Origin of the sequence: Shewanella algidipiscicola, from assembly GCF_900380485.1 — a bacterium.
Classification (GTDB): domain Bacteria; phylum Pseudomonadota; class Gammaproteobacteria; order Enterobacterales; family Shewanellaceae; genus Shewanella; species Shewanella algidipiscicola.
Window position 1 is genome coordinate 75,343 of the sequence record NZ_OXJV01000020.1, and the last position, 25,289, is coordinate 100,631.

At 45.9% G+C, this 25,289-nt stretch carries 23 protein-coding genes and 1 riboswitch; of the genes, 11 read left to right on the forward strand and 12 right to left on the reverse strand.

The window, feature by feature from the left end:
• Positions 1-649 precede the first annotated feature (649 nt).
• The 3 genes from folX to folM are packed head-to-tail and all read left to right on the forward strand — an operon-like array spanning position 650 to position 2,411.
• On the forward strand, positions 650-1,015 hold the full coding sequence (folX, locus tag DN599_RS16820) for a dihydroneopterin triphosphate 2'-epimerase (protein WP_110458839.1): 366 nt from the start codon (positions 650-652) through the stop codon (positions 1,013-1,015).
• Positions 1,016-1,049: 34 nt separating this feature from the next.
• Positions 1,050-1,685 carry a GTP cyclohydrolase I FolE gene (gene folE, locus DN599_RS16825; protein WP_110458754.1) on the forward strand — a complete coding sequence of 212 codons (636 nt, stop codon included), beginning with the start codon at positions 1,050-1,052 and terminating at the stop codon, positions 1,683-1,685.
• Between the two features lie 18 nt (positions 1,686-1,703).
• On the forward strand, positions 1,704-2,411 hold the full coding sequence (gene folM, locus DN599_RS16830) for a dihydromonapterin reductase (protein ID WP_110458755.1): 708 nt from the start codon (positions 1,704-1,706) through the stop codon (positions 2,409-2,411).
• Between the two features lie 157 nt (positions 2,412-2,568).
• On the opposite strand, the gene moeB is transcribed toward folM, so the two are convergent.
• Both moeB and moeA read right to left on the reverse strand, forming a co-directional pair.
• Positions 2,569-3,339: a molybdopterin-synthase adenylyltransferase MoeB gene (moeB, locus tag DN599_RS16835; RefSeq protein ID WP_110458756.1), complete on the reverse strand. Its 771-nt coding sequence runs from the start codon at positions 3,337-3,339 to the stop codon at positions 2,569-2,571.
• 14 nt (positions 3,340-3,353) lie between these two features.
• Positions 3,354-4,598 carry a molybdopterin molybdotransferase MoeA gene (gene moeA, locus DN599_RS16840; protein WP_110458757.1) on the reverse strand — a complete coding sequence of 415 codons (1,245 nt, stop codon included), beginning with the start codon at positions 4,596-4,598 and terminating at the stop codon, positions 3,354-3,356.
• Positions 4,599-4,992: 394 nt separating this feature from the next.
• Between moeA and ftnA the strand changes: the two genes are divergently transcribed.
• Positions 4,993-5,517 carry a non-heme ferritin gene (gene ftnA / locus DN599_RS16845; RefSeq protein WP_110458758.1) on the forward strand — a complete coding sequence of 175 codons (525 nt, stop codon included), beginning with the start codon at positions 4,993-4,995 and terminating at the stop codon, positions 5,515-5,517.
• A gap of 114 nt (positions 5,518-5,631) precedes the next feature.
• Here ftnA and ribB read toward each other — a convergent pair whose 3' ends face one another.
• Positions 5,632-6,285, reverse strand: coding sequence for a 3,4-dihydroxy-2-butanone-4-phosphate synthase (gene ribB, locus DN599_RS16850; protein ID WP_110458759.1), 654 nt, complete (start codon positions 6,283-6,285; stop codon positions 5,632-5,634).
• 164 nt (positions 6,286-6,449) lie between these two features.
• A riboswitch (FMN riboswitch) is annotated at positions 6,450-6,654 on the reverse strand.
• A gap of 302 nt (positions 6,655-6,956) precedes the next feature.
• On the opposite strand from ribB, the gene DN599_RS16855 reads away from it, so the two are divergent.
• From DN599_RS16855 to DN599_RS16865, 3 genes are all read left to right on the forward strand, one after another.
• The gene (locus DN599_RS16855; RefSeq protein WP_110458760.1) at positions 6,957-9,047 is read left to right on the forward strand and encodes a S9 family peptidase; all 2,091 of its coding nucleotides are present in this window, start codon (positions 6,957-6,959) and stop codon (positions 9,045-9,047) included.
• Between the two features lie 27 nt (positions 9,048-9,074).
• Positions 9,075-9,359 carry a GIY-YIG nuclease family protein gene (locus tag DN599_RS16860; RefSeq protein WP_110458761.1) on the forward strand — a complete coding sequence of 95 codons (285 nt, stop codon included), beginning with the start codon at positions 9,075-9,077 and terminating at the stop codon, positions 9,357-9,359.
• Positions 9,360-9,516: 157 nt separating this feature from the next.
• Positions 9,517-10,338: a phosphatase PAP2 family protein gene (locus DN599_RS16865; RefSeq protein ID WP_110458762.1), complete on the forward strand. Its 822-nt coding sequence runs from the start codon at positions 9,517-9,519 to the stop codon at positions 10,336-10,338.
• A 157-nt stretch (positions 10,339-10,495) separates the two neighbouring features.
• Here the strand turns inward: DN599_RS16865 and DN599_RS16870 are convergent, their stop codons facing one another.
• The 4 genes from DN599_RS16870 to DN599_RS16885 form a co-directional block, all read right to left on the reverse strand.
• On the reverse strand, positions 10,496-11,266 hold the full coding sequence (locus DN599_RS16870) for a DUF4097 family beta strand repeat-containing protein (RefSeq protein ID WP_110458763.1): 771 nt from the start codon (positions 11,264-11,266) through the stop codon (positions 10,496-10,498).
• A 301-nt stretch (positions 11,267-11,567) separates the two neighbouring features.
• Positions 11,568-13,406 (reverse strand): M14 family metallopeptidase, encoded by a 1,839-nt coding sequence (locus tag DN599_RS16875; protein ID WP_110458764.1) that lies wholly within the window; start codon positions 13,404-13,406, stop codon positions 11,568-11,570.
• 123 nt (positions 13,407-13,529) lie between these two features.
• Entirely contained in the window at positions 13,530-16,685 is a 3,156-nt protein-coding gene (locus DN599_RS16880) for an efflux RND transporter permease subunit (RefSeq protein ID WP_110458765.1), read from the reverse strand.
• 9 nt (positions 16,686-16,694) lie between these two features.
• Entirely contained in the window at positions 16,695-17,855 is a 1,161-nt protein-coding gene (locus DN599_RS16885) for an efflux RND transporter periplasmic adaptor subunit (RefSeq protein WP_110458766.1), read from the reverse strand.
• Between the two features lie 422 nt (positions 17,856-18,277).
• Here DN599_RS16885 and DN599_RS16890 point away from each other — a divergent pair, with 422 nt between their 5' ends.
• Complete coding sequence (locus DN599_RS16890) at positions 18,278-19,027, forward strand: TorF family putative porin (RefSeq protein ID WP_110458767.1); 750 nt, start codon at positions 18,278-18,280, stop codon at positions 19,025-19,027.
• Positions 19,028-19,245: 218 nt separating this feature from the next.
• On the opposite strand, the gene DN599_RS16895 is transcribed toward DN599_RS16890, so the two are convergent.
• Positions 19,246-19,902 carry a DNA-3-methyladenine glycosylase I gene (locus DN599_RS16895; protein ID WP_110458840.1) on the reverse strand — a complete coding sequence of 219 codons (657 nt, stop codon included), beginning with the start codon at positions 19,900-19,902 and terminating at the stop codon, positions 19,246-19,248.
• A 219-nt stretch (positions 19,903-20,121) separates the two neighbouring features.
• Here DN599_RS16895 and DN599_RS16900 point away from each other — a divergent pair, with 219 nt between their 5' ends.
• Complete coding sequence (locus DN599_RS16900; protein WP_239473339.1) at positions 20,122-20,523, forward strand: helix-turn-helix domain-containing protein; 402 nt, start codon at positions 20,122-20,124, stop codon at positions 20,521-20,523.
• A 217-nt stretch (positions 20,524-20,740) separates the two neighbouring features.
• A complete protein-coding gene (locus DN599_RS16905) occupies positions 20,741-21,388 on the forward strand; it encodes a glutathione S-transferase family protein (RefSeq protein WP_110458768.1) in 648 nt (215 codons plus the stop codon).
• Positions 21,389-21,417: 29 nt separating this feature from the next.
• Here the strand turns inward: DN599_RS16905 and DN599_RS16910 are convergent, their stop codons facing one another.
• On the reverse strand, positions 21,418-21,948 hold the full coding sequence (locus tag DN599_RS16910) for a thioesterase family protein (RefSeq protein ID WP_110458769.1): 531 nt from the start codon (positions 21,946-21,948) through the stop codon (positions 21,418-21,420).
• A 177-nt stretch (positions 21,949-22,125) separates the two neighbouring features.
• Positions 22,126-22,659 carry a menaquinone-dependent protoporphyrinogen IX dehydrogenase gene (gene hemG / locus DN599_RS16915; protein ID WP_110458770.1) on the reverse strand — a complete coding sequence of 178 codons (534 nt, stop codon included), beginning with the start codon at positions 22,657-22,659 and terminating at the stop codon, positions 22,126-22,128.
• A gap of 265 nt (positions 22,660-22,924) precedes the next feature.
• Here hemG (DN599_RS16915) and DN599_RS16920 point away from each other — a divergent pair, with 265 nt between their 5' ends.
• Positions 22,925-23,230, forward strand: coding sequence for an ArsR/SmtB family transcription factor (locus tag DN599_RS16920; RefSeq protein WP_028763438.1), 306 nt, complete (start codon positions 22,925-22,927; stop codon positions 23,228-23,230).
• A 24-nt stretch (positions 23,231-23,254) separates the two neighbouring features.
• Here the strand turns inward: DN599_RS16920 and hemG (DN599_RS16925) are convergent, their stop codons facing one another.
• Together hemG (DN599_RS16925) and DN599_RS16930 are read right to left on the reverse strand one after the other, a co-directional pair.
• A complete protein-coding gene (hemG, locus tag DN599_RS16925; protein WP_110458771.1) occupies positions 23,255-23,782 on the reverse strand; it encodes a menaquinone-dependent protoporphyrinogen IX dehydrogenase in 528 nt (175 codons plus the stop codon).
• Positions 23,782-25,239 carry a TrkH family potassium uptake protein gene (locus tag DN599_RS16930; protein WP_110458772.1) on the reverse strand — a complete coding sequence of 486 codons (1,458 nt, stop codon included), beginning with the start codon at positions 25,237-25,239 and terminating at the stop codon, positions 23,782-23,784. The genes hemG (DN599_RS16925) and DN599_RS16930 overlap by 1 nt, the downstream gene beginning before the upstream one ends.
• Between the last annotated feature and the right edge of the window lie 50 nt (positions 25,240-25,289).

The window sequence follows — 25,289 nt, forward strand, 5'->3', positions numbered from 1 at the left end:
CCACTAAAAAAACCTAAAGAATAACTATTGAAAAATCATTCTAGATTATCAAAAATGATTTCAACTGATAGTAATATAGTAAATATTATTTTCGCCTATTGTATTCTTCTCTATGGCCACGTCCAATAAAATGCCAATTTTTACTAACTTTAACGACCTTTAGGCGGTTAAATAGGCTTTATTCCAAGAATAAACAGTTATTGAAACCCACCATCATGATTAGAGCACTAACTAAAAAGTTGCTATTCATCTGTATCTGAACTCAATAACCTCAATGTTAAAACTAACCTTTCTAGTGAACTCAATAATCGATATCCGTCAAATATGGTTTGTTCACATTTAACATTCGATATGGGCGGAGCAACAGGGTAAACGACATCACTCTCAATGATGCTCTATCAACCGAATGTTAATGATGCTTAAAAATGAAAGAGAACCTAGTGAAAAACTAACAAGAAACTTCATTAACCGACGAAAAATAGGAGAAGCAATAACCACAAGATTTATCAAGCAAAGCTTGATAAAAAAATGACTTCACAGCACCATCTAAATTCCTATCTGCTTTACTTTAGCAAATGATCTAACTGTTCACGACCAACGTACTGTCTGCAAATGATGAGGAAATATCATGACCATTACCAACGCCAAAATCAGCCATGCCAAAATCAAAATAACCAATCTTAGGTTACGCACCTTTATCGGTTTTAACCCCGATGAGCGTGAGAAACAGCAAGATGTGGTGATCAATATTGAAATCCACTACCCAGCTGCGCTTTCAGCCCAGACAGATGATGTCAGTGACGCACTCAACTATAAGGTGATCACCAAAAAAGTGATCCAGCACGTTGAGGAAGGTCGCTTTTTATTACTGGAAAAATTAGTGTCCGACATACTCACCATTAGTTGTGAGCATCCCTGGGTGCGTTACTGCCAAGTGACAGTAGACAAACCCCACGCCCTGCGATTTGCCGACTCAGTCTCGTTATCGCTAGAAAGCCACTTAGATGACAGATAGTCATCATTAACCGTTTTACCGCGGAGTATTAGTTATGAATCCAGCTGCACAGCAAGTGAGACGAGCGTTAATCGCCCAAGGCTTAGAAACGCCATTGCGTGATAACCCCCTGTCTTCGCAACAGAAGTATGAGCGAATTAAAGGATTAATGACCGAAGTGGTCGACACTTTAGGGCTAGACCTCAATGATGACAGCCTGTGCGAAACCCCTCATCGTATTGCCAAAATGTACGTTAATGAGATCTTTGCCGGCATCGATTACGACAACTTCCCCGCGATTGCTCAAATTGACAATAAAATGGGTGTCGATGAAATGGTCAAAGTCAGCGACATCAGCCTAACCAGCACCTGTGAACATCACTTTATTACCATAGATGGCACGGCCAAAGTGGCTTACATCCCTAAGTCATCGATCATAGGTTTGTCGAAAATTAATCGTATCGTACGCTTTTTTGCTCAACGGCCTCAGGTGCAGGAGCGGCTGACCCAACAAATATTGGTGGCACTGCAAACCCTACTCAATACCGACGATGTGGCGGTATCGATTTCAGCGACCCACTATTGCGTCAAATCACGCGGCATTATGGACAGCCAATCCTCGACACAAACCACCGCATTAGGTGGCTGCTTTAAGTCGAATCATCATACTAGAGCCGAATTTCTTGGCTAACTTACCGACAGGGATCTTATGCAACCCACCATTGTAATCACAGGCGTAGGCAAGCGCATTGGTTTGTACTTAGCACAGGCCTTTATTGACAAAGGCTATCAGGTTATCGGGACGTTTCGACGCCATTACCCCAGCATCGACGTTTTAAGCGAGGCGGGTGCTGACCTGTATTGCTGTGACTTTACCCAAGCTGAAGAGGTGCAAACTTTCATTGATGCCATCACGGCTAAGTATCCGCAGCTTGACGCCATTGTTCACAACGCCTCTCTGTGGTTACCCGATGACAGCCCGATGGCGCCAGAGCAAATAATGACCACCATGATGCAGGTACATGTGACGGCACCTTATCAGATCAATCTAGGGTTAGCCCCGCTGCTGACCCAAGGTGACCACCTAAGCGACATCATTCACCTCACCGATTATGTCGCCCAAAAAGGCAGCAAGAAACATATCGCCTATGCGGCCAGTAAGGCTGCATTAGAAAATATGACATTATCGTTTGCGACTAAGCTAGCCCCACACGTAAAGGTCAATAGTATTGCGCCTGCGCTGATCTGTTTTAATGCACATGATGACGAGCAATATAAACAGCAGGCATTAGCTAAATCGCTACTGCAACGTGAAGCAGGTGAAATCGAGGTGCTCAAGGCGATTGAATATCTTATGGCAAGCCACTACATTACCGGACGTTCATTGGCGCTCGATGGTGGCAGGCATTTAAAATAATTAGCCATAAAAATCATAGAGATTTTAAGTAATAAAGATTTCAAATAACAGCGATGTGAGATCATGGAGAGTTAAAAGAATAAGCGCCGAAAAAACCTAATATTTCAACACAAAACAGCTAGCCCACCATCTGGGCTAGCGTATCAGCTAACTGCGCTTATGCACCACAGGTGCTACAGTTTCGCTGCTTAATAAGTTTCATCTCGCGAAACTCCATGGTCATCGCATCTATCATCAAAATGCGGCCCACTAAAGGTTTGCCCATGTGAGCAATCACCTTAATGGCCTCTACCGCTTGCAGGCAACCAATCATGCCCACAACTGGAGCCAAGATGCCTGACTCGACGCAAGTCAATTGCTGGTCGCCAAACAGCTGGCTAAAGCAATGATAACAAGGCGTATCCCCCTGATAGTCAAACACAGTGACAGTGCCTTCCATACGAATCGCTGCGGCCGAAACCAGTGGTACCTTATGGGTAAAGCAACGGCTATTTAACTGCTCACGCACCGTCATATTGTCAGTGCAGTCCATCACGATATCGTGCTGCATGACTAAGGCATCAAGCTCTGAGTCATCGAGCACGGCATTGATAGTGGTAATCGCCACATGAGGATTAAGCTGACTCAAGGTTTCTTGCGCCGAGGCCACCTTAGGTTGGCCGATATTATCCGCTTGATGCAGCACTTGGCGTTGCAGATTAGACAGCTCAACAGTGTCAAAGTCCACTAAGGTCAATTGCCCTACACCCGCCACGGTAAGATATTGGCTTGCGGCGCAACCTAAGCCGCCAAGCCCAATGACTAATACCTTGGCTTGTTTCAGCTTCTCTTGCCCCTCAAAGTCCATCGCCTTAATGGAGATTTGGCGACTGTAACGTAAGATCTCGCTGTCCGACAGAATGTCGTGATTATCGAGTGTCGATGTCATCTCAGCTTACCTACTTAACAGAGCACAGAATTAAAGGGTTCAACCGTCACTAAGCTACCCGCAGGCGTGTCACCCTGCTCTCGCGCTAAAATCACAAAGCAGTTAGCCAAGCTCATCGAAGTCAACATACCCGAGCCTTGCCCACCTGTGATGCTCACCTCGGCTTGGCCTTGTTCGTTGTGGCTCAAAATACCGCGCTGATACTCAACCCGACCAGCAAACTTACGCAGATCGCTGCTCAATTTCGCCTGCAGTAATAACGGCTTAGCGCGTGGCAAGCCTTGCATCTTATTGATAAGCGGCCACACCAATTTATAGTAGGTCACCATAGATGACACCGGATTGCCTGGTAGACCACAAAATATCGCCTTACCCAGTCGCCCAAAAGCAAATGGCTTACCCGGTTTCATGGCGAGCTTCCAGAAGGTAATTTCACCCTCTTCTTCTAAAATTTGTTTGGTGTAATCGGCGTCGCCTACAGAGACGCCACCCGAGGTGAGTAGCATATCCGCTTGGGCAGCTCCGGTACGAAATGCCTCACGAATCGCCTCAGGATCATCTGCAATCACCCCCAAATCGACCCACTCTACGTTGGATCGACTCAATAAACCTTGAATGCTGTAACGGTTAGAATCATAAATCTGCCCCGGCGCCAACTCGCTGCCAACCGGGCGCAGTTCGTCACCCGTTGAGAAAAAGGCCACTTTAACCCGACGCACAACGCGAACTTGGCTCGCTCCTATCGTGGCGAGTACGCCCATTTCGGCGGCGCCAATCTGGGTACCAGCCCGTAAAACTTTATCGCCAGTATTAAGCTCTTCGCCGCGATAACGCACATTTTCACCAACCGCATCAGGCGCTTCAATGGTAATACTATCACCGTTGGCACTGGCCTTTTCTTGCATCTGTACGGTATCGTAACCCGATGGCAATGGTGCGCCAGTCATAATGCGCACGCAAGTGTTGGGTTTGACCTCGCCGTCAAACGGGTGCCCAGCAAAAGAGTGGCCGATCAGCGTCAGGGTGTCGTTGTTGCTCAAATCTTGCAATCGAAAAGCATAGCCATCCATTGCCGAGTTGTTAAAAGGAGGCAAATCAATACTCGATGCCAGATCTTCAGCTAATACTCGGCCTAAGGCATGGGGAAGCTGCACCATTTCAGAGTCACTTAGGGGCATGACTTGATCGAGTAGTTTAATAATCGCTTCGTCTGGGTGCATAAGGCTAGGCTGAGAACATGGATCAAATTTCATGGGCATCGGTTACCTTAAAGATAAATGTTTAAGCAAAGATTGATGCCCATTATGCCACGCTGATGAGAGAAGGCCATGATCTCCACGGCAGTTTTTGTCATAGTGCGAACAAATCAATCCTCAGCAAGCTAACTGAGCTGCCTGCGCAATTTACGACTTAATATAGCGCGAAACAAGACTGTCACCTACCGCCAATCGCAAGGCTTATGCCTACAACGCGCCGCTTATAAATGGCTTAATCAAGGGCCCATTAATCCGACAAATATTTGATAGGGTCAACACTGACGCAATGATAACTATTTGTATTTGAAACATTAAGTTAAGTAAATTTAGTTGCATTTAACCGCCCGCTTTTACACAATAGCCCAGCTTAATCCAATGAACATAACAAGGATCTACTATGCTGGCACAAACGATGATTGATCAGTTGAACGCACAAATTAATGTGGAGTTCTTCTCCTCAAATCTCTACCTGCAAATGAGCGCTTGGTGCGAAGACAAGGGCTTTGAGGGTGCCGCTAAATTTATGCGTGCCCATGCTGACGAAGAGATGCAGCACATGCACCGCCTATTTACCTACGTTAGCGAAACGGGCGGCATGCCACTGATTGGCGCCATTGAAGCACCGCAAGCTGAGTTTGAATCATTACTGGTCCTTTTTGAACACACCTACGCCCATGAGCAGATGATAACCAGTAAAATCAATGCACTTGCTCATGCTGCATTCACTAACCAAGACTATTCTACTTTTAACTTCCTGCAGTGGTATGTCTCTGAGCAACATGAAGAAGAGAAGTTGTTTAAATCAATCGTCGATAAGATTCGCCTGATTGGCGAAGATGGTAAGGCATTATTTTTTGTCGATAAGGATTTGGCGCAAATGGCCATCGAAGAGTCGGCGAGCGTGATGACCTCGGGTCAATAAACCGCTAACGGATCGCCTGTGTCTATTTGAAATAGACCTTATGAGTGGTCGATATTGGTGGTAAATGATAAACAAAGAGCCGTATATCGGCTCTTTGTTTGTTTATTAAGCCTATTAACTCGCTTGAGCCAGTAACGACTTACGGTAAATCACGATATCTTCTATGGTCAACACTGGCATTTGATGCAGCTCACCAAATGCGATGATTTCAGGCAATCTCGCCATGGTGCCATCAGGATTGGTCACCTCACATAACACGCCCGCAGGTTTCAGCCCCGCCAGCAACATCAGATCTATGGTGCCTTCGGTATGCCCTCTGCGAGTCAATACGCCACCGGGTTGAGCACGTAGCGGGTACACATGACCAGGGCGAGCCAGATCACTGGCACTTGCCCCATCGGCGATCGCCGCTTTAATGGTGGTGACCCGATCGGCAGCCGAAACGCCGGTTGTCACCCCAACTTTGGCTTCGATGCTCACGGTAAACGCGGTGCCATATTGGCTTGAGTTATCAGCCACCATGGGCGGTAACTGTAATTGTTTAACCCGTTCATCTGGCAGGCATAAACAGACTATGCCACTGCATTCCCGAATAAGCAGCGCCATCTGTTGATTGGTTAAGTGCTCGGCTGCATAAATAAGATCGCCTTCATTTTCGCGATCTTCATCGTCGACCACCAACACGCCTTGGCCAGCGCGTAAGGCTGTCAACGCGGCTTCAACACGGGTATTGGCATCGCCAAAGGCTGAGAGTAAAGACTGATTCATGGTTAAATCCTTAGTAATACTAATAAAATGGTTTTGTGCCAGAATCAGGGCATATAGAAAATAACACCGATAAGCCTGCGCTTATGGTGGTGTTGAATAAGAGCCAGGGTCACGTTAGCGAACTAAGCCCAAGCTTAGAGCGCGACATACGCTGTTTGTGGTTCTTATATTCTCTTTCATCCGGACTCAGTGCGCTTACGCGCTCATTACCGTCGGCTCTGGAATACCTTTAACATGCAATCTCTACACGCAATAAGGGCACCAGATCTGCTGACCCTAACCTTGGGATAGATTAGGCGCTCGCGGGCTTAAGTTGCATATACAACTATCACCGCCGGTGGGGAGTTACACCCCGCCCTGAGAATTATTAATGTCACCTACTCACTGAATATCGGCTCAACAGGCTCTTGTTAAGCGGCGCAGCGTCACTGTTAAACGGACTCGCTAACGGGCTCACACTGGGTCTGCATAACAGCAGTAAACCGTAAATATTGCTGGAGGGGCTAATCTTAATCACTTAGGATCAGCACATTAGGCGTAAATAGGGTGCGCCAATTTGAAACAAATAACAAGCTAGAAGGTGACAAGCCTGAACTAAATCACCTAAGCTCAAGCTTTACAGGCAAACTCGCACTGGTTTACCACGTTATCGATAATAAAGGTCGTCTTTAATGCATTCAATTTCTCCACCGCTCGCCGCCAAAAAGCCACACTCATTGATACATCATGGTGTAGAGAGGATCGATAACTATTATTGGTTAAGAGACGATACGCGTCAGTCACCAGAGGTGATAGCGCATCTCAATGCCGAAAACAACTACCATCAACAATGCTTTAAGCCCTTCGCGCCTTTACAGGCACGTTTATTCGATGAGCTGGTCGGCAGGCTAGATAAAGACGAGTCGAGTGTTCCTTACTACTGGCACTCCCATTGGTATTGGAGTCGTTACCATAAAGAGGGGGAATACCCTATCTTACTGCGTAAACCACAGCTTAATAGTGATGCCGAAGAGGTGCTGTTAGATGTTAACCAACGCGCCCACGGCCATGAGTTTTATGGTCTGGGCAGCTTCGCCATTAGCCCTGACGAACAGTTATTGGCCTTTAGTGAAGACAAACTGAGCCGGCGCATCTACACCATACACATTAAGCACCTCGAACAAGGCGAACTGCTGGAAGAGACACTCGAAGGCACTGACGGTAGCATAGTGTGGGCTAACGATAATCTGCACCTGTTTTACATCGCCAAAGATCCACAAACCCTGCTGGGCTACCAAGTATTTCGTCATCGGTTAGGGCAGCCACAATCGGCCGATACACTCGTGTATGAAGAGCAAGATGACAGCTTCTACCTCAGCTTAGGTAAAAGTTTAGATGAAACTCGTATCGAGCTATACCATGAAAGCACGATCACCAGCGAGGTCTCGGTGCTCGATGCCGATCAAGCACTTGATCACTTCACAGCGCTACTTCCCAGAGAAACGGGCCATGAGTATTCGGTGGCGAAACGGGGTAGCGACTATTTTATTTTAACCAATTGGCAGGCGGTTAACTTTCGCCTGATGCAAGTGGCCGAAGCGGATTTTGCCAATAAGCATGTTTGGCAGGAGGTGATTGCTGCCGATGACCAATGCCGCATAGAGGAGTTCTTGGTACTGCAAGATTACCTTATTGTGCAGCAGCGCCGTCAGGGACTCAGCCAGATCACCGTCTATCCGGATAAGCTACCTAGCTATCAAATCGACTTCGATGATCCCGCTTATGTGGTGGGTTTTGATGTTAATCCTCGCCAAGATAGCCACCAGCTTAGGCTCTATTATGCTAGCCCAACCACCCCAGAATCGATTTACCAATACGATTTGACCCAAGCTTCACCCAAGCGGTTACTCAAAAGGGAAAACGTATTAGGTGGCTTTAATAGTGAGCATTATCAGGCTGAACGCCTCTTTATCGATGCCAGAGATGGCGCGAGCATTCCCGTTACCTTGGTGTACAACAAAAGCTTATTTAAACGAGATGGCAGCAACCCACTGTACCAATATGGTTATGGCGCATACGGTTACACCATAGATGCGGATTTTGACAGTGCCATATTAAGCCTACTCGACCGAGGCGTGGTTTACGCCATTGCCCATGTGCGCGGTGGCGAAATGCTCGGCCGACCTTGGTATGACGCAGGCCGGCTGTTTAACAAGCAAAATAGCTTTAACGATTTTATCGATGTCACCCAAGCATTGATACAGCAACAATATGCCGATCCTCATAAAGTAGTTGCGACGGGGGGCAGCGCAGGTGGCCTGTTGATAGGCGCCGTGATTAACCAAGCACCCGAGCTCTACTTCGCTGTGGCCGCCCACGTGCCGTTTGTCGATATTGTGACGACCATGCTAGACGAGTCGATTCCACTCACCACCAATGAGTATGATGAATGGGGCAACCCTAACGATAAATCCGCCTTCGACTATATGCTCACTTACTCCCCCTATGACCACATAACGCGTCAAGCCTACCCTCACCTTTTGGTCACCACTGGTCTGCATGACTCTCAGGTGCAATATTTTGAACCGGCAAAATGGGTGGCGAAATTAAGGGAATATAAGACCGACGACAACTTATTACTGTTCCATATCGATATGGAAGCTGGACACGGTGGGAAAAGTGGCCGCTATCGCCGCTATCAAGACACGGCTGAAGAGTATGCTTTCTTATTGGGGTTGTTGGGCGCAGAGTCTATATTAACCAACAGCACAAGCTGTCGTTAACCACACTCAGAAAAACAAGAGCTATCGATGACGACGGGTAAACCTTGGTTTTTATATATCGTTGAGTGCCATAAAGGCCAACTCTATACCGGCGTAACAACCGATATCGCACGCCGCTTTAAAGAACATCAAGGCGGCGGCCCTAAAGCCGCTAAGTTTCTGCGCGGTAAGGGGCCGCTGCAATTGGTTTATCATGAGCAGTTAAGTTGTCACTCGACTGCACTGAAACGTGAAATAGCAGTTAAGAAGCTAACAAAAAAGCAAAAACTGACATTAATACAAAATGAGGCCAAAACGCATATCGTTAGCTAGTTTTAGCATTATTTCAGTGATATTTAGTGATTATCCCCATTGAAACATCCATCGATAATCGATCTAAAGACCAACAGCGGTTTATTAAAAATCATGTGGCTTTACTTAAACATAACAAAGATCTATTGTGGGAAATAATTGCTGATTTGAGACGACTATGGGCACCACCACATATGCAAAGGCTGATGGCTTGCCTAAACAATACAAGCAGCATCAACGCAGCTTTCTCGGCTTAATGTTAGTGCTAAGCTGTGCTTTTTTAATCACGCTTCTTCCCGATGTAAACCTTACCCTGTTTAGACTACTCAATGGAATCGCGGCAGAGTTACCCGATTGGCCCCTATTGCTCATCACCGACTTAGGCAATGGTGTGACGCTTGGAGTGATCACCTTATGCTTCTTGATCAAATGCCCTGAGATAATATTACGGGTGATCATTGCCAGCGTGTTGTCATTACTGCTCGTACCGCTATTAAAACAATATTTTGATATGCCGCGCCCCGCTGCAGTGTTAGAACCACTTAATATTATTGGTGAAACCCGCATGAGCCATAGTTTTCCCTCCGGCCATACTGCTAGCGCCTTCCTGTTTGCTGGTACCCTATGGTTTGCTTACCAAAGCCACACCATTAAAGTCTTTGCGATCACGTTTGGCACTATCGTTGGCATATCGAGGATCATTGTTGGCGCACACTGGCCACAAGATATTATGCTCGGCGCGATCGTCGGATTACTCTGCGCTTATACCGCTGCGTATTGTCCACCAACCCAGTTGCAGCGGGTCAATAACGCATTAATGCTGATGTTTTTATGGTTAGTATTGGTGATCTGCGAGCTAGAAAAAAGCTTTGATAAGGATATTATCTGGCAAGTGTTACTACTAAGATGGGGACTGCTGTTTACCGCCGCAACTCTCTTTTTACGCCAATACAATATTAAACAGCTGTTGATACAGCGCTTTGCCTCAAAAACACAATAGACTTATATCAACGGCCTTAGCGCTAAGTCGCTATTCAATATCGCCCGCGGCTAGCTATGGATGGGCGATGGCTAGTGCTATCAGGAACTTACAGCCCCCTTCCTCTTCAGCCTCGCTGAACAGGGTGATAGCGTTTCGCCTTCGCGCCGGGAAGCCATTAATCCATGGTGACGGGCCCCTGAATATTGTCAAAACTCAGATCGCCCGAACCAGATTCAATAATGTGTAATCCTTTGCTATTGTCGACGCTAATACCACCAGAACCATCATCAATAGTGACTAAACCAGCCACATGATTAATGACTATCGAGCCAGAACCATCATGCACAGACACATCACCATTCACCCGTTGGATCTCGATACTACCAGAGCCATCCGTTAAGCTGATATCCCCGTCAATATTTTGCAATACAATACTGCCTGAGCCATCATCGATAGTTAATGTTTTAGCACCATCGATAGTGATACTGCCAGAACCATCGGTAATGATCATTTCGGCATTCACGCCACGAACCTCAATATTACCCGAGCCATCATCCAGCATGAGTTTCAAATTGGTAGGCACTTTAACCACTAGATCAATATAAGGAGAGTTGCCACTCGTGAATGAGCCCCTACTGAAGGAGTCAAAATTGGCGATCAGTTTGGCGTGTTCACCTTCCTGCACTAAGCTAAGCTCTGGCTCGGCGCCATCATAACCATAAATGTCCGCCTCTATACGCACCTCCCGGAGCCCATCAACTCCTTCAATAGTCAGTGCTCCAGCCCCAGTTTCGGCTACGAGCTGTTGCAACTGTGTGGCATCAAGTATTAACTGCTGCTGGCGGTGATAATCAAACGAGGTCATACCCGCACCGTTAACGTTAATGATGCAGCCAGCTAACGAAGCACTCAGTGCGGCACATAAAACCAAGGGGCGTAAATTCATAACTCATATCCTTATTAATTAATGTTTGCTCAAACGCTTACCTCAAATAAAGCAGACTCCATGCCAATTATTTATCTTATTGTTTTAAATGATTTAAGTTGATTTCTGCTCAAAAATTTTAATGATATTCACTAAAAATCTGCTTAAATCACAACTCGTTAGTAAAAAAGCTCATTTAATGATCGGCAATGACCCATCCCAAATCCGTACCTCTTGAGGAGCATTTACCCATGTTACCCTTAACCATACGCAATAAAAAACGCAGCCTAAGCTGCGTTGGTACAGATGATAACACCGGCCATTACTCGTCTCGCCAAACCGGATAAACCTGATATTGCCCATCATAATAAGGGCTTCGAACATAAAACCAGCGTAACCTTGCCTCGCCATCAGCGGCAAAAGCAGGGTCTTGCAACGCTTGGGTAAATTCTGCCTGCAAGCTGGGGTCGGCCTCAAGCATTTGCGCCGCCAGTGGCTCTACGGCGTAATGCTCTATGTATTCGGTGCGGGTAAATATTGGATTGAAAAAGCCCCATTGTAATAATGAATCAGGCGACTGAGGTTCTAACAGCAATATCGCCAAATCCCCCAGAGGCTGCTGCGTATCAATCTTGACGGTGCCCGCTGGCAGTGTGGTTTGTACCCCATGTGCGCTCAATTGCGCGCTTACTCGCTGACGCCCTTCATAATCTTTACTGCCAAATTGCGGCGCTGTTAATTGATATTGGGTCAACTTAAGTGTCTTAGGCTCTGTTAGCGTTGTCATACGGATCCCATGAATTGCGAGACGCTCAATCACATCAAGCCACTGAGGTGCAACATAATAAGCTGAGGGGCGATTAACCTTTATGTCAGCCAGAGTATTACCTATCACGGGTAAATTTTCGTAAAGTTTAGGCTCGCCAGTCCAGCGAACAACCTTTTCACCACTGATGGGGCTGATTTCGGTGCGGTAATCAATCCCTTTGAAATCCCATCCTTGCTGCTGTTGCTGGGCGCCCCAAGTTAAGGTAATGCGGTCGCTATAACGATACTTGTCTTGCTTAATCGCCGAGCGCAGTGAAGTGGCTTGCTTGCCCACCAATTCGAGGGTGGCCGCTAACATGACATAAGTACCAAGCACTCGTTGCTTAAACGGCTTTAAACTATGATTTTCAATTAAAATCGTCGGTAGATGCCGAGCATCACCATAACCATTTGAGTAACGTGGACTGGCATTCCATAATGACATTCCCTTACTCACATCACTATTGTCGATAGCAAACACCAAGGGACCCGGAATATGCCCTTCGCGCATTAACGCCTGCTCCACATAAGGTCGATATTGGGTATCTAGCCAACGAAAACTCGACGGGCTCAGCCCTTGAGCTAAGTTATAGCCAAAGGTGACATCATATTGATAGTCCATGCCATCGGTAACGTGCACATCGATATACAGGTCGGGCTGCCATCGATTTATCGCACCCAGCATATGCTGCATCTCTACCGCGTCGGCCTTGGCATAATCACGATTCAAATTAAGGTTGTTAGCCGCAGTACGCCAACCCATCTCTATCGGGCCACGCTGATTAACGCGATTATATTGACCACTGCGCTCATGGGCATCGACACTAAAAATCGGTACAAATAGTAAATTAGCCCCATCGAGTAGCGCCGCTTTATCACCCAATACCATGTCTCGTAGTAACATCATGCCGGCATCTTTACCGTCAATTTCTCCGGCGTGGATCCCTGCCTGCACTAACACAGTGGGTTTATCCGTCGCAGCCAAGGCCTCAGGAGTATCAGCCCCCTCTGTCGATGCTATCAGCATCCAAATATCACGCCCCTGAGGGCTCTTCCCTAGCGACACCTTGTGCAACAGGTCACTACTTGCCACCAGCTTATCTAACCAAACAAACGTCTCATCATAACTCGGGCTAACCTTAAAGCCGCCCACTTCAAATGGGGTTGCCCATGGCGCTTCGCCATCGAGTAGCAACGATTCACTCGCCCCGTGCCACACAATGCTTGGCGGTAAGATGGCATCGTTAACGTAGGTAGTAGCAATCTGCGGGGTCGCAGCGGGTTGCTCAGCCCATACAGGCAAGCCAAGCGTTAAAGGGAGTAACAGGAAAAGTATCGATAATTGAGGGCGCATAGATATTGACCTTACGGCTTATTTTTAGACAGACATATTTAACGAAATATCCTTTAAATGCAACATTCTAGCGCCAATAAAAAGCCCAGCAAGTGCTGGGCTTTTTGATACTGTTAGCGTCAACTATGATTCTTTATCAGCCGTCTTGGCGATAGCGGCATCACTACCACCATTGCGCTCTCGTTTACTGAAGATACGTTCAACTATCACGAAGAAGATCGGAATAAAGAAGATCCCCAAGAAGGTTGAACTCATCATGCCACCGAGCACACCGGTACCGATAGCGTTCTGGCTACCAGACCCGACACCAGTACTAATTGCTAATGGTACAACCCCCAAACCAAACGCCAGAGAGGTCATGAGGATCGGTCGCAAACGAACCCGCACCGCATGTAAGGTCGCTTCGACGAGACCTGCACCTTTCTCATAGAACTCTTTAGCAAACTCTACAATCAAGATAGCGTTCTTCGTCGCTAGACCCACAGTGGTTAACAGACCGACTTGGAAGAATACGTCGTTGGGCAGACCCCGACCATTCATCGCCAATAGCGCACCAATGACCCCAAGCGGCACCACTAAGATAACCGCAAATGGCACAGACCAACTCTCGTACAGCGCAGCCAATACTAAGAACACGACTATAATAGAGAGTGCGTATAGTGCTGGCGCCTGATTACCCGATAAACGCTCTTCATAAGACAGGCCATTCCATTCGACACCAAATCCTGGTGGTAATTTAGCAACCATGGCTTCGATATCATCCATCGCCGCACCTGTACTATACCCCGGCGCAGTGCCTCCCTGAATGTTCATTGACGGCAAACCGTTAAAGCGTTCTAGACGCGGTGAACCAAATTCCCATGAGCCGGTAGCAAAGGCCGAGAAAGGCACCATCTCACCTTCAGCATTACGTACATACCAGGTATCAAGATCTTCCGGCTGCATACGGTACTGAGCATCGCCTTGCACGTACACTTTCTTCACTCGACCACGGTCAATAAAGTCGTTGACGTAACTGCCACCCCAGGCCGTGCCTAGTACACTGTTTACCGCATCGATGTCGACACTCAAGGCGCGAAGCTTGGCGTGATCCACATGGATTTGATACATAGGCGCATCTTCCTGACCATTAGGACGCACACCGACCAAGTTGGGGTTTTGCGCGGCCAGCCCAAGCAACATATTACGGGCCTCAACCAACTTATCGTGGCCTTGACCATTTCTGTCTTGTAGATAGAAATCGAAACCGTTAGCGGTACCCAGTTCAATCACGGCAGGCGGGACAAAGGCAAATACAAAGGCTTCTTTCATTTGCGAGAACATCGCCATAGAACGCCCAGCAATTGACTGAACATCTTGACCCTGCTCACCACGAACAGACCAATCTTTTAAACCGACAAACGCCAAACCCATGTTTTGACCACTACCGGCAAAACTAAAACCAGAGACAGTAAACACTGAGTTAACACTGTCGCCCTCTTGGTTAAGGTAGAAATCGGTGACTTTTTCCATCACCCTTTTGGTGCTTTCTTGAGTCGAGTTTACTGGCAAAATAGCCTGCGTGAACAAGATACCTTGGTCTTCATCCGGTAAGAAAGCGGTAGGCATGCGCATGAAAATCCAGCCTACGGCCACGGTCAATGCCAAGTAGACCAGCATGACACGTCCGGTACGCTTAATCATAGAGGCAACACTGGCCTCATAGCGCGATGTCATTGCATCGAACTTACGGTTAAACCAACCGAAGAAACCGGTTTTGACGTGCCCTTCGCCTTTCGCGATAGGCTTTAACATGGTCGCACACAGTGCCGGCGTCAGGATAATTGCCACCATCACAGACAAGGCCATGGCAGAGACAATCGTGACCGAGAACTGACGATAGATAACCCCTGTCGAGCCCGACATAAAGGCCATGGGTACGAATACCGCAGACAAGGTAAGACCGATACCCACTAGAGCGCCGGTGATCTGATCCATCGACTTACGCGTCGCTTCGAGCGGGCTCAGGCCCTCCTCTTGCATCACACGCTCAACGTTCTCCACCACCACAATCGCATCGTCCACCAGCAAACCAATGGCCAATACCATGGCGAACATGGTAAGAGTATTAATCGAAAATCCGGTCGCCGATAAAATGGCAAACGTACCTAACAATACAACGGGAACCGCAATAGTTGGGATTAACGTCGCGCGGAAGTTTTGCAAGAACAGGTACATGATCACGAAGACCAAGACGACGGCTTCTAGTAAGGTATGTACCACTCCCTCAATCGACTTCTCAACAAAAGGCGTTGTATCATAAGGATAAACAACCTCTAACCCTTGTGGGAAGAACACCTTTAATTCATCAATTTTTTCACGCACACGCTCAGCAGTCGCTAACGCATTAGCGCCAGTAGCTAGCTTAACTGCCAGACCCGACGCCGGCTTACCGTTATAAAACGATTCAACCGCATAACTTTCTGCGCCAAGCTCAACACGTGCCACATCTTCTAAGAAGACCTTAGCACCCGAACTGTCTGCTTTGATGATGATTTTCTTAAACTCATCGGCAGTTTGTAGACGACTCTGAGCCGAAACCGTAGCATTTAACTCTTGGCCCGCAAGCGCAGGAGCGCCACCTAATTGGCCAGCCGAAACTTGCGCATTCTGCTCACGAATCGACGCCATAATATCTTGGCTGGTCAGGTTGTATTGGGTCAGCTTTAACGGATCGAGCCATATACGCATCGCATATTGTGCACCGAATAACTGAATTTCCCCCACACCAGCAACACGGCTAATAGGGTCTTGGATATTTGAGCCAACATAGTCGGCAATATCCGTTTTACCCAATGAACCATCAGATGAAACGAAACCCAATACCATTAAAAAGCCAGAGCTGGACTTGTTAACTTTAACCCCTTGTGCCTGCACCTCTTGTGGTAACAAGGGCATCGCAAGTTGCAGTTTGTTTTGCACCTGCACCTGAGCGATATCAGGATCGGCCTCGGCATTAAAGGTTAAGGTGATTTGTGCGTTACCAAAGCTATCACTCGTTGAGGCGATATAACGTAGATTATCAATCCCCGTCATTCGCTGCTCAATCACCTGAGTAACGGTATCTTCCATGGTCTTTGCCGAAGCACCAGGATAAACAGCATTAATCACTACGGTTGGTGGCGCAATACTGGGATATTGTGACACAGGGAGCTTCATAATAGAGAGCACCCCGGCCATCATAACGATAATGGCGATCACCCAAGCAAAGATAGGGCGATCGATAAAGAAACGAGCCATAACTTTACCCTACTTTTGTGATTGCTGATCTGATTGCATTGCGTCAATCGGTTTTCCGGTCACTGGTGCACCGGGACGAATTTTCTGTAAACCTTCAACAATCAATTGGTCGCCAACCTTAAGGCCATCGAGGATACGCCATTGATGATTGATAACTTCTGCCGTAGTGACAACCCGCGCTTCCACTTTACTTTCAGCGCCTATTACCATCGCAATGGCTTGGCCTTTAGAGTTACGCGTGATCGCTTTTTGCGGAACTAAAATCGCATGTGGGTCTGTTCCCGTATTTAACACGGCGCGGACATACATACCTGGCAGTAACACTCCATCTGGATTTGGGAACTCGGCACGTAATGTCACTGAGCCGGTATTCTCATCGACACTGACCTCTGAAAACTGCAACGTGCCCGTATGCGAATACGGCGTACCATCTTCCAAAATCAAGTTAACGTCTGCGTTATCGGCCGCCTGTAATGAACCTTGCTTCAACTTAGCCTTTAGACGCAATAGTTGCGCACTCGATTGAGCAATATCCACATTGATAGGGTCAAGCTGCTGAATTGTCGCCAGTGTTTGGCTTTGATTTGCCGTCACCAACGCACCCGCTGTTACGCTCGACTTACCGATACGGCCAGAGATAGGAGCCTGAACTTGAGTGTACTCAAGATTAATTTGTGCGGTGTTAATTGCCGCTTTCGCGACAGTAACATTAGCTAAAGCTTCCTTGTATGCCGCTTCTGCTTCATCAAATTCTTGTTGACTAATCGCATTGGTTTTCACCAGTTCTTGATAGCGGGCCGCTTTGGCTTTCGCCGAGGCTAAACCTGCATTCGCACGCGCCAAATCAGCTTCAGCACTCACTAATGCCGCTTTGTATGTAGCAGAGTCTATTTGATAAAGAGACTGCCCTTTGACAACATCAGCCCCCTCTATAAAGCTGCGTTCGGTAATAATACCGGAAACTTGCGGACGGACTTCAGCTTCAAGAAATGCTTTACTGCGACCAGGTAATTCAACCTGGATCGCTTGAGGCTGTGCCACAACCTGCATGACGCCAACTTCGAGGCTTTTAGCTGCAGCGGTTGATTGACTCGGTGCCTCTTGCTTTTCACAACCCGTTATCCATAACGCCACACTTAAAACAGAGGCAATTTTCACTATTTGCCGCATGATAACTCCTAATCAAGGCCACAACAAAAAATGCCCTACATGTAGCAGAACATACTACAGAGCAATCTTTTGGAAGCATTATTTACATTGGAACCATTTATCTCACACCTAGCCTAGGTCAACAAGAACAATAACCTACTCATTTTGTAAGTTAATGCAAATTATTATAAGTAAGTATCGAACATTGTTAACAAGGGGTTAACATTGAGCGTTACTCCCCCTCAAAAACACAAGTATGTAATAAAAGTGTGATCTAGCGCGATACAAATCACGCTTGCAACAGTAAATTTAGCATTAAGCGAACAGAACTGTTCACAATTGTTCATATTTTTTTGTCATTAGTTCATTCGGGGTATAAAAGTCATTCATAAGTTCACTTTATAGTCATCAACACAACAACACTCACCATTAGCGAGATGATTATGAACACGGTTACAAAGCTAAAATACTCAGCCCTCATTGGCAGCTTACTACTATCAGTGGTCTCCATTGCACAAGCACAAGAAGATAATGAATTATTTGGTGGCAAACTCACAACTAAGCTTACTTTCGCATCTGACTATGTGTTTCGTGGTGAATCCGAAACCATGGACGGTGATGTTCCTGTTGTACAAGGTACATTAGGCTGGGGAAACGATAACGGCTGGTACGCCGGAGTCTTCGCCTCAAATATCAAGTTTGCCGATCCTAATTTAGAAATTGTTACCGCACCCTACATGGGTAAATATGGCGAGTTTGGTGATAGCGGTATCACCTATGACGTCATGCTATTTTCTTACCTCTATCCAGGTGCCTCATATTCGAACTACACCGAATTATGGTTAAAAGTGGGTAAACAGTTCGGCCGCACCAATGTGCAGCTAGAGGTCACTCCAACACTGGATGATTGGTTTGGGGTAGATGGCTGGCAAGGAGTTAACTACGCTATACACCCTAGCTATGCATTCGATAATGGCTTTAAGGTATCAGGCAGCCTTGGTTACCAAGAGCTTGATGGCGAGGGGGCTGAAGGTTGGGGACATTGGAACCTTGGTATCACCAAAGCCTATGCGGGCTTAGACTTCGATCTACGTTACCATGGCAGCACAATGGATGCCGACCATAAAGTCTACGGCACACAAACTGAAATATTCGATGACCGGGTTGTTATTGGGATCAGTAAGAGCTTTTAATCACCATCTGATTTTTCATCCCTTTGTTTTATCTCTGCACTTTTTGCCAGCCTAAAATAGGCTGGCTTTTTTAAACAAGAATGACGACAACAAAGCACTGATGCCGCGAGCGCCAATGCGCTCTATGTTGTAATCCGTTCAATCAAAAACAGCTCAACACCTAACGCTAACAAAGGCTCGAACATAAAAATACTATAGCTAGATCATTCATTTTGGCGTTAGATTCGATTATCACCCACACTACAAGCGACGATTCGGCTAATTTCAGCCAGTGGTAAACCAGACTCCAGTTGCCAAATGTTAAACACTTTTTGCACCTGCGCCAAACCGCTCTTGGTGCTAAATCCAAAATCGATCAACTTATGCGCCTGAAAATAGCCTTTAATATCATCAGATAATAAAAAGGTATCTTTGCCTATCGCGCGTAAAAAGTAGGCCCCGGTATTGCCGCCAAGACGATTACCTCGACGCTTAAGTTCACTCCATAGACCTGTAATATCATCACTTGGCCAATCGGCGATAAATTGGGCAAAACTGCCATACTCAAGTTTAATATCGTGCACCATTAATGCATTATCATAAATGGCCATGGTTTTCTTTAAATGCCTAATTAGATTCTCATCGCTGGCCCGCTGTTGCAGTTGTTCAGGAGAGAGCATTAACACCTTATGCGGCTCAAAATCAAAAAATGCCTGCTCGTAAGCTGACCATTTATTATCGACAATGCGCCAAACAAAACCACACTGAAACACCTTTTTACAGATCTCAGACAATAGCTCTGCATCGCTGTAATGCTTAATTGCATCATTAGACACCACAACGGGCATCAAGCTCTTTAATGCCGCCTCGCCACCTTTACGTTGGCATGCCCGCATATAAATTTGCTCAAAAGATTCCAAAACAATATCTCTCTACGTTGACCCTTATCCTATTAGGACAAATACGAACATTGCCCATCGATTCTGCCACACAATACCCTCCTGAGGAGGAAATCGATCAATTTCGATGACAATCATCATGATTAACGAGCTAGTATTTTTGATTTATTTAACTGTTCAAATAACCATCAATCTGTCTATAAGTTAATGTTATTATTGAAATTAAACAATCAAGGACAGGTTAACCCTATAGATGTATCCCAGCTCTATCGCATGTTGGTATTTGCCAGCGTTGTGGAACAAGGCTCTCTCACGGCTGCAGTAACACAACTTGGGATCAGCCGTTCCATGGTGAGTCAACATCTTAAACGGCTCGAAAGCCGTTGCCAGCAGACATTGCTCCGGCGCACCACTTACAGGTTATCGCTCACTCAAACGGGACAAGAATTCTACTATTACTGCGCTGAATTACTGTTATTGGCAAAACAGGCTGCTGCGTCATTGCTGAGCACTGCAATACACCAAAGGGCGTTGGTACCACGACTCACCGACTACAACACAATACCGTTTATGCCGTACAGGGTTATCACCACACCATACCACCTAAGATTAGGTTAATATTGACGTTTTTACAGCGAAGGTTTCAGCTCTAAGCAAGGCATAGGCAGTGCTCACAGCACAGATTACACAACGCGACTTTACACACCTAGAAAGTGCCAACATTGACTCACTCGAATCCAAAAGCCGCTATCAACTCAAGTGAAAAATTCAACCTTATAGCGAAAAGCAGACTAAGGTTATAGTATCAATTGGCGGCGCATGGAGATGGGTTAAGATGGAACTGTTTTATCACCCCCTCTCTAGATATTCACAAAAAGTACTGCTGGCATTTTATGAAAAACAGGTCAACTTCTATCCTAGAATCATCGAACTCAGCGATCCTTATTCTCGCAACCGCTTCACACAACAATATCCCTCGGGTAAATTACCGTTACTCAAAACACGCTCGGCCAAATTGCTGCCCGAATCCACTATTATCATCGAATATATCGATCATCAATTCGCAACAGGCACCCAGCTAATTCCGACCGATTTTGAACACGCATTACAGGTTAGACTATGCGATCGCATCATTGATAACGATGTAAGTAATAAGCTGTATACGCTCGAAAGAATGCAAACTCGAGTCGAGCAAGTCCCCTTAAAGATCAAACAACTTGAAAATGAAATTCATGCTAGCTTTCAAAGCTTAAATGAACAACTAAGCCATTATCACTGGCTATGTGGCGATGCATTTACCATGGCTGATTGTGCTTTAATCCCGTGTATCATGGGCGCCAGAAAGCGCTTTAAGCTATATCAATTCGATCAGCTTGTGCGTTATCTCCATCAAGCAGAAACGCGTGGTTCATGGATACAAGTTCAACAAGAGATTGAGCTAGCGAAAACGACAGCCCTGATAGGCTTTCGCCCTATTCCCTAGTATTAACCGCCCATTAATTGAAGGTGAAATTATAAATTACGTTCTTTTTTTAGCTGCAAAAAAGCCTTCCACTTTACCACCTCAGGAGGCAGCTCTGGCGCAGGACCGTCGAAACCAGCCTCTTTGACCATAGTTGCAATAGGTACCTGTTTGCGATCACACACAAAGACGCCGCGCACGTGAACGATGCAGCGCAGGGTATTTTCACTAACAAACCGCTGCTCTACATAAAAATATTTTTCATCCCAACCAACGACCTTACTTTGCACTTCAAACTTTCTCAGCGGCTTAATGTCACGAATATAAGTAAATTCAGCCGCATTGACGATGGGCATCCATTTGAGCTTAAGAAAACGATTCAGTAACCCCATTTCTGCCAACATGTAAGTTCTGGCCAGATCCATAAAAGCAGGATAACGGGAGTTGGTAAGGTGAAAGTTGATATCACAATCTAAAGGTAACGCACGGTAATCAATCTTACTGGTGCCTAAAAAATCGATACTGCGACAATGGCGCACACGCCATAACATCAACCAAATCAAGCGAAAATACAGATTCATTACAATAATGTCCTTTAAAATGAAGCCGAAAGGCTAGCAGAGGTCATACCAGATAACAAGCAAGATATCGGCCTGCACTTAAGTCGTAATAGCACGCTAAACCACTGCACCTTTAGAGACGTGTCGGGCACAAAAAAAAGAGCCGTGATGGCTCTTTTAAACTCACTGTGATGCACTTTATTTAGCAAGGCTAATAAGATGCTCACCATATACCTTTACATCGTCCCAATCCGTGTAATCGATAACGGCTTTAGGGTCGGTTGGCCCATGAGTGATCTTCATGATCAGTTGGATCATCAATCTGTCATACCAACGCCAAGAGGGGTAATCGACCTTACCTGCAATGACTTTGACATCTTTAGGTTTCCAAGGTGACAACTCAATGAATTTTTGCAGATACTTATTGTTTTCAGGCACACGTTTCTCGGGATTACGCGCGACAACGTTAACACTAAAAAAGCTATTAGGTATTGAGGCTAGTTGCTGCTGATATTGAGTTGCAAAGGCAAATACCGATTTATCATAGCTGCCGTAAAGCACACATGCGCCTAAGGCAACACTATCATACTTATCCCAATCAATCGTCTCGACATGCCCTATCTGCACCACATCGCATTGATGACCTTGCTGACGAATATGTGCTGCAATTGCTTGGGTAATTTTGGCAGTATGTCCGCCACGAGAATAATAAATAAGTAACACTGAAGCCATATCACACCCATAATCAAAAACAGTTAAATCGCATTGTTACAGCTTACTGCCATCAAAACATATTAATGGATCACAAATTAGTTAAGGTTTTTGTGAAATATGCCACCTAATCATTAAAAAATTCGCGATAAGATACACCTGCTAAGATACTGATTAAACATGTAGACCCATCAATTGAGTTCGGACCGTAGACTGAGTATCATTGCCTTAACCTAGCCATTCAATTAGAGTTGTCTAATCAAGCAGAGTATAAGAGACTAACTGTATGCAAAAAGATATCGATGTAGATACCATGGTCACCAATGCTCAGAGTGCTGCCAAATGGCTCAAGGCTATCGCTAATCCCTACCGCCTGATGATCTTATGTCAGTTGCTTGATAATGAACTTAGCGTCACGCAACTCAATGAAACCGTACCACTAAGCCAATCGGCGTTATCTCAGCATCTTGCGGTGCTGCGCGCAGAAGATCTGGTGGCGACACGCAAGAGTTCACAAATTGTTTATTACACCCTTAAAAATGAGCAAGTTACCGAGGTTATCTCGATTCTCTATAAGCGCTACTGTGCCTAAAGGTGTGTAGCGCTACTCGCTGTGTTATCGCTCACTAAAAGCTTTACCAAAGGCTTTGACCTTGTCCCAATTGGTAAATTCGAAAGTACCCGACGTATCGGTTGGCCCTTTGGTGATCCACATGATGAATCGAATCATAAATTTGTCAAAAAAACGATATTTAGGGTAGTCAATTTTACCGGCAAAAACACCAAGTTGCTGTGGCTGCCACAACGACAACTGTAAGAACTTTTTCATATAGGGGTTGGTTTCCGGAGTGTTTTTTTCCGGTTTTCTGGCCACCACATTGACGGTAAAAAAGGCATTTTTCTTGCCATTTAACACGGCGCGATGACGGTTAACATACTGCAACAGTTCAGGCCTATGCTTGCCATAACGAATGCTCGCACCAATCAATACTTTATCGAAATAAGACAGGTTAACTGCCTGTGCCTCCTCTAATGAAACCATTGTTACCATCTGAGTTTCTGCCTGACAGATCTCTTGGATTTGGTCACAAATCGCCTTCGTTTGTCCATCTACTGTCGAATAAATAATTAATGTACGGCTCATCAATTCTTCCAAAAAGTAGGTGTAAATAACACCAATAAAGTAAACACTTCTAAACGACCAAATAGCATCGCAACCACGAGCACCCACTTGGCTCCATCGCCGATACTGGCATAATTACTCGCCACCTCACCCAACCCAGGACCTAAGTTATTTAAGCAAGCCGCGGTAGCACTAAAGGCAGTAATGTTATCCAGCCCCAATGCCATCAGTATCAACATACAAACGACAAAAACAAGCGCATAGGCAGAAAAGAATCCCCATACGGCATCGATCACTCGATCTGGTAACGCCTTGCCATTAATCCGAATCGAAAACATTCCCCTTGGGTGTACTAAGCGCTTTAATTCACGTGAGCCCTGCAGTAAGAGTAAGATGACTCGCATCACTTTAATACCGCCGGCGGTAGACCCACCACACCCACCAATAAAACTAGAAAATATCAGGAGCATTGGCAAAAATAGCGGCCACATGTGAAAGCTTTCGGTACCAAAACCTGCAGTAGTAGAGATGGATACCGCTTGAAACAGGGCAAAATCGAAGGTTTCTTCGGGATTATCGTAGATACCCGAATGATATAAGGTCGCAAAACAGATCAGGGTAAGCGTGAGCTGAACAACCAATAACGCCTTAAATTCGGCGTCACGAAAATAGACTTTTAAATTAATACCGCGGCGAGTAAATGCCGCAAAATGCAGACTAAAATTAAGTGCGGCAATCAATAAAAACACCACACATACCATGTTAATAGTCGTACTATCGAAGTAGCCCATACTGGCGTCATGGGTAGAAAAACCGCCAATTGCAATGGTCGAAAATGAATGACATATCGCATCAAACAGATCCATGCCAGCAAGCCAATAGGCGAATGCACACGCGATGGTTAATGCTAGATAGATATACCATAAAGCTTTTGCCGATTCGGCAATTCTCGGGGTCATCTTACTGTCTTTAACAGGTCCGGGAATTTCGGCGCGATAAAGCTGCATTCCCCCAACACCTAGTACGGGTAAGATGGCGACAGCCAACACAATAATCCCCATGCCGCCCAACCATTGCAGCAGGTGGCGATAGAATAAGATAGCCTTAGGTAGGTCATCTAGCCCCACTAAAACCGTTGCACCGGTAGTGGTTAAGCCCGAAAAAGATTCAAAAAAGCTGTCTGCAAGAGATAAGTCTGGTTGGCTAGAGAAAATAAAGGGGACAGCACCAATCGACCCTAGTACCCCCCAAAACAACACTACCAGCAAAAAACCTTCGCGGGTACGTAGGTCTTTTTTATGGTGACGATTAGGATACCAAAGCAAAAAGCCGAGCAATAAACTCAGAAAAAAAGCCTGAATAAACGCAGCACCACCGCCATCTTTGTAAATCACGGCGACGAGAGCTGGGGGAAGTAACGATAACGAAAACAACCCCATCAATAGTCCGGTAATTCTTATAATTGTTCTATATTGCATCTGGGCTTTCTATTAGTCCTTTAGCGGTATCATGCACAATCGACCATTTT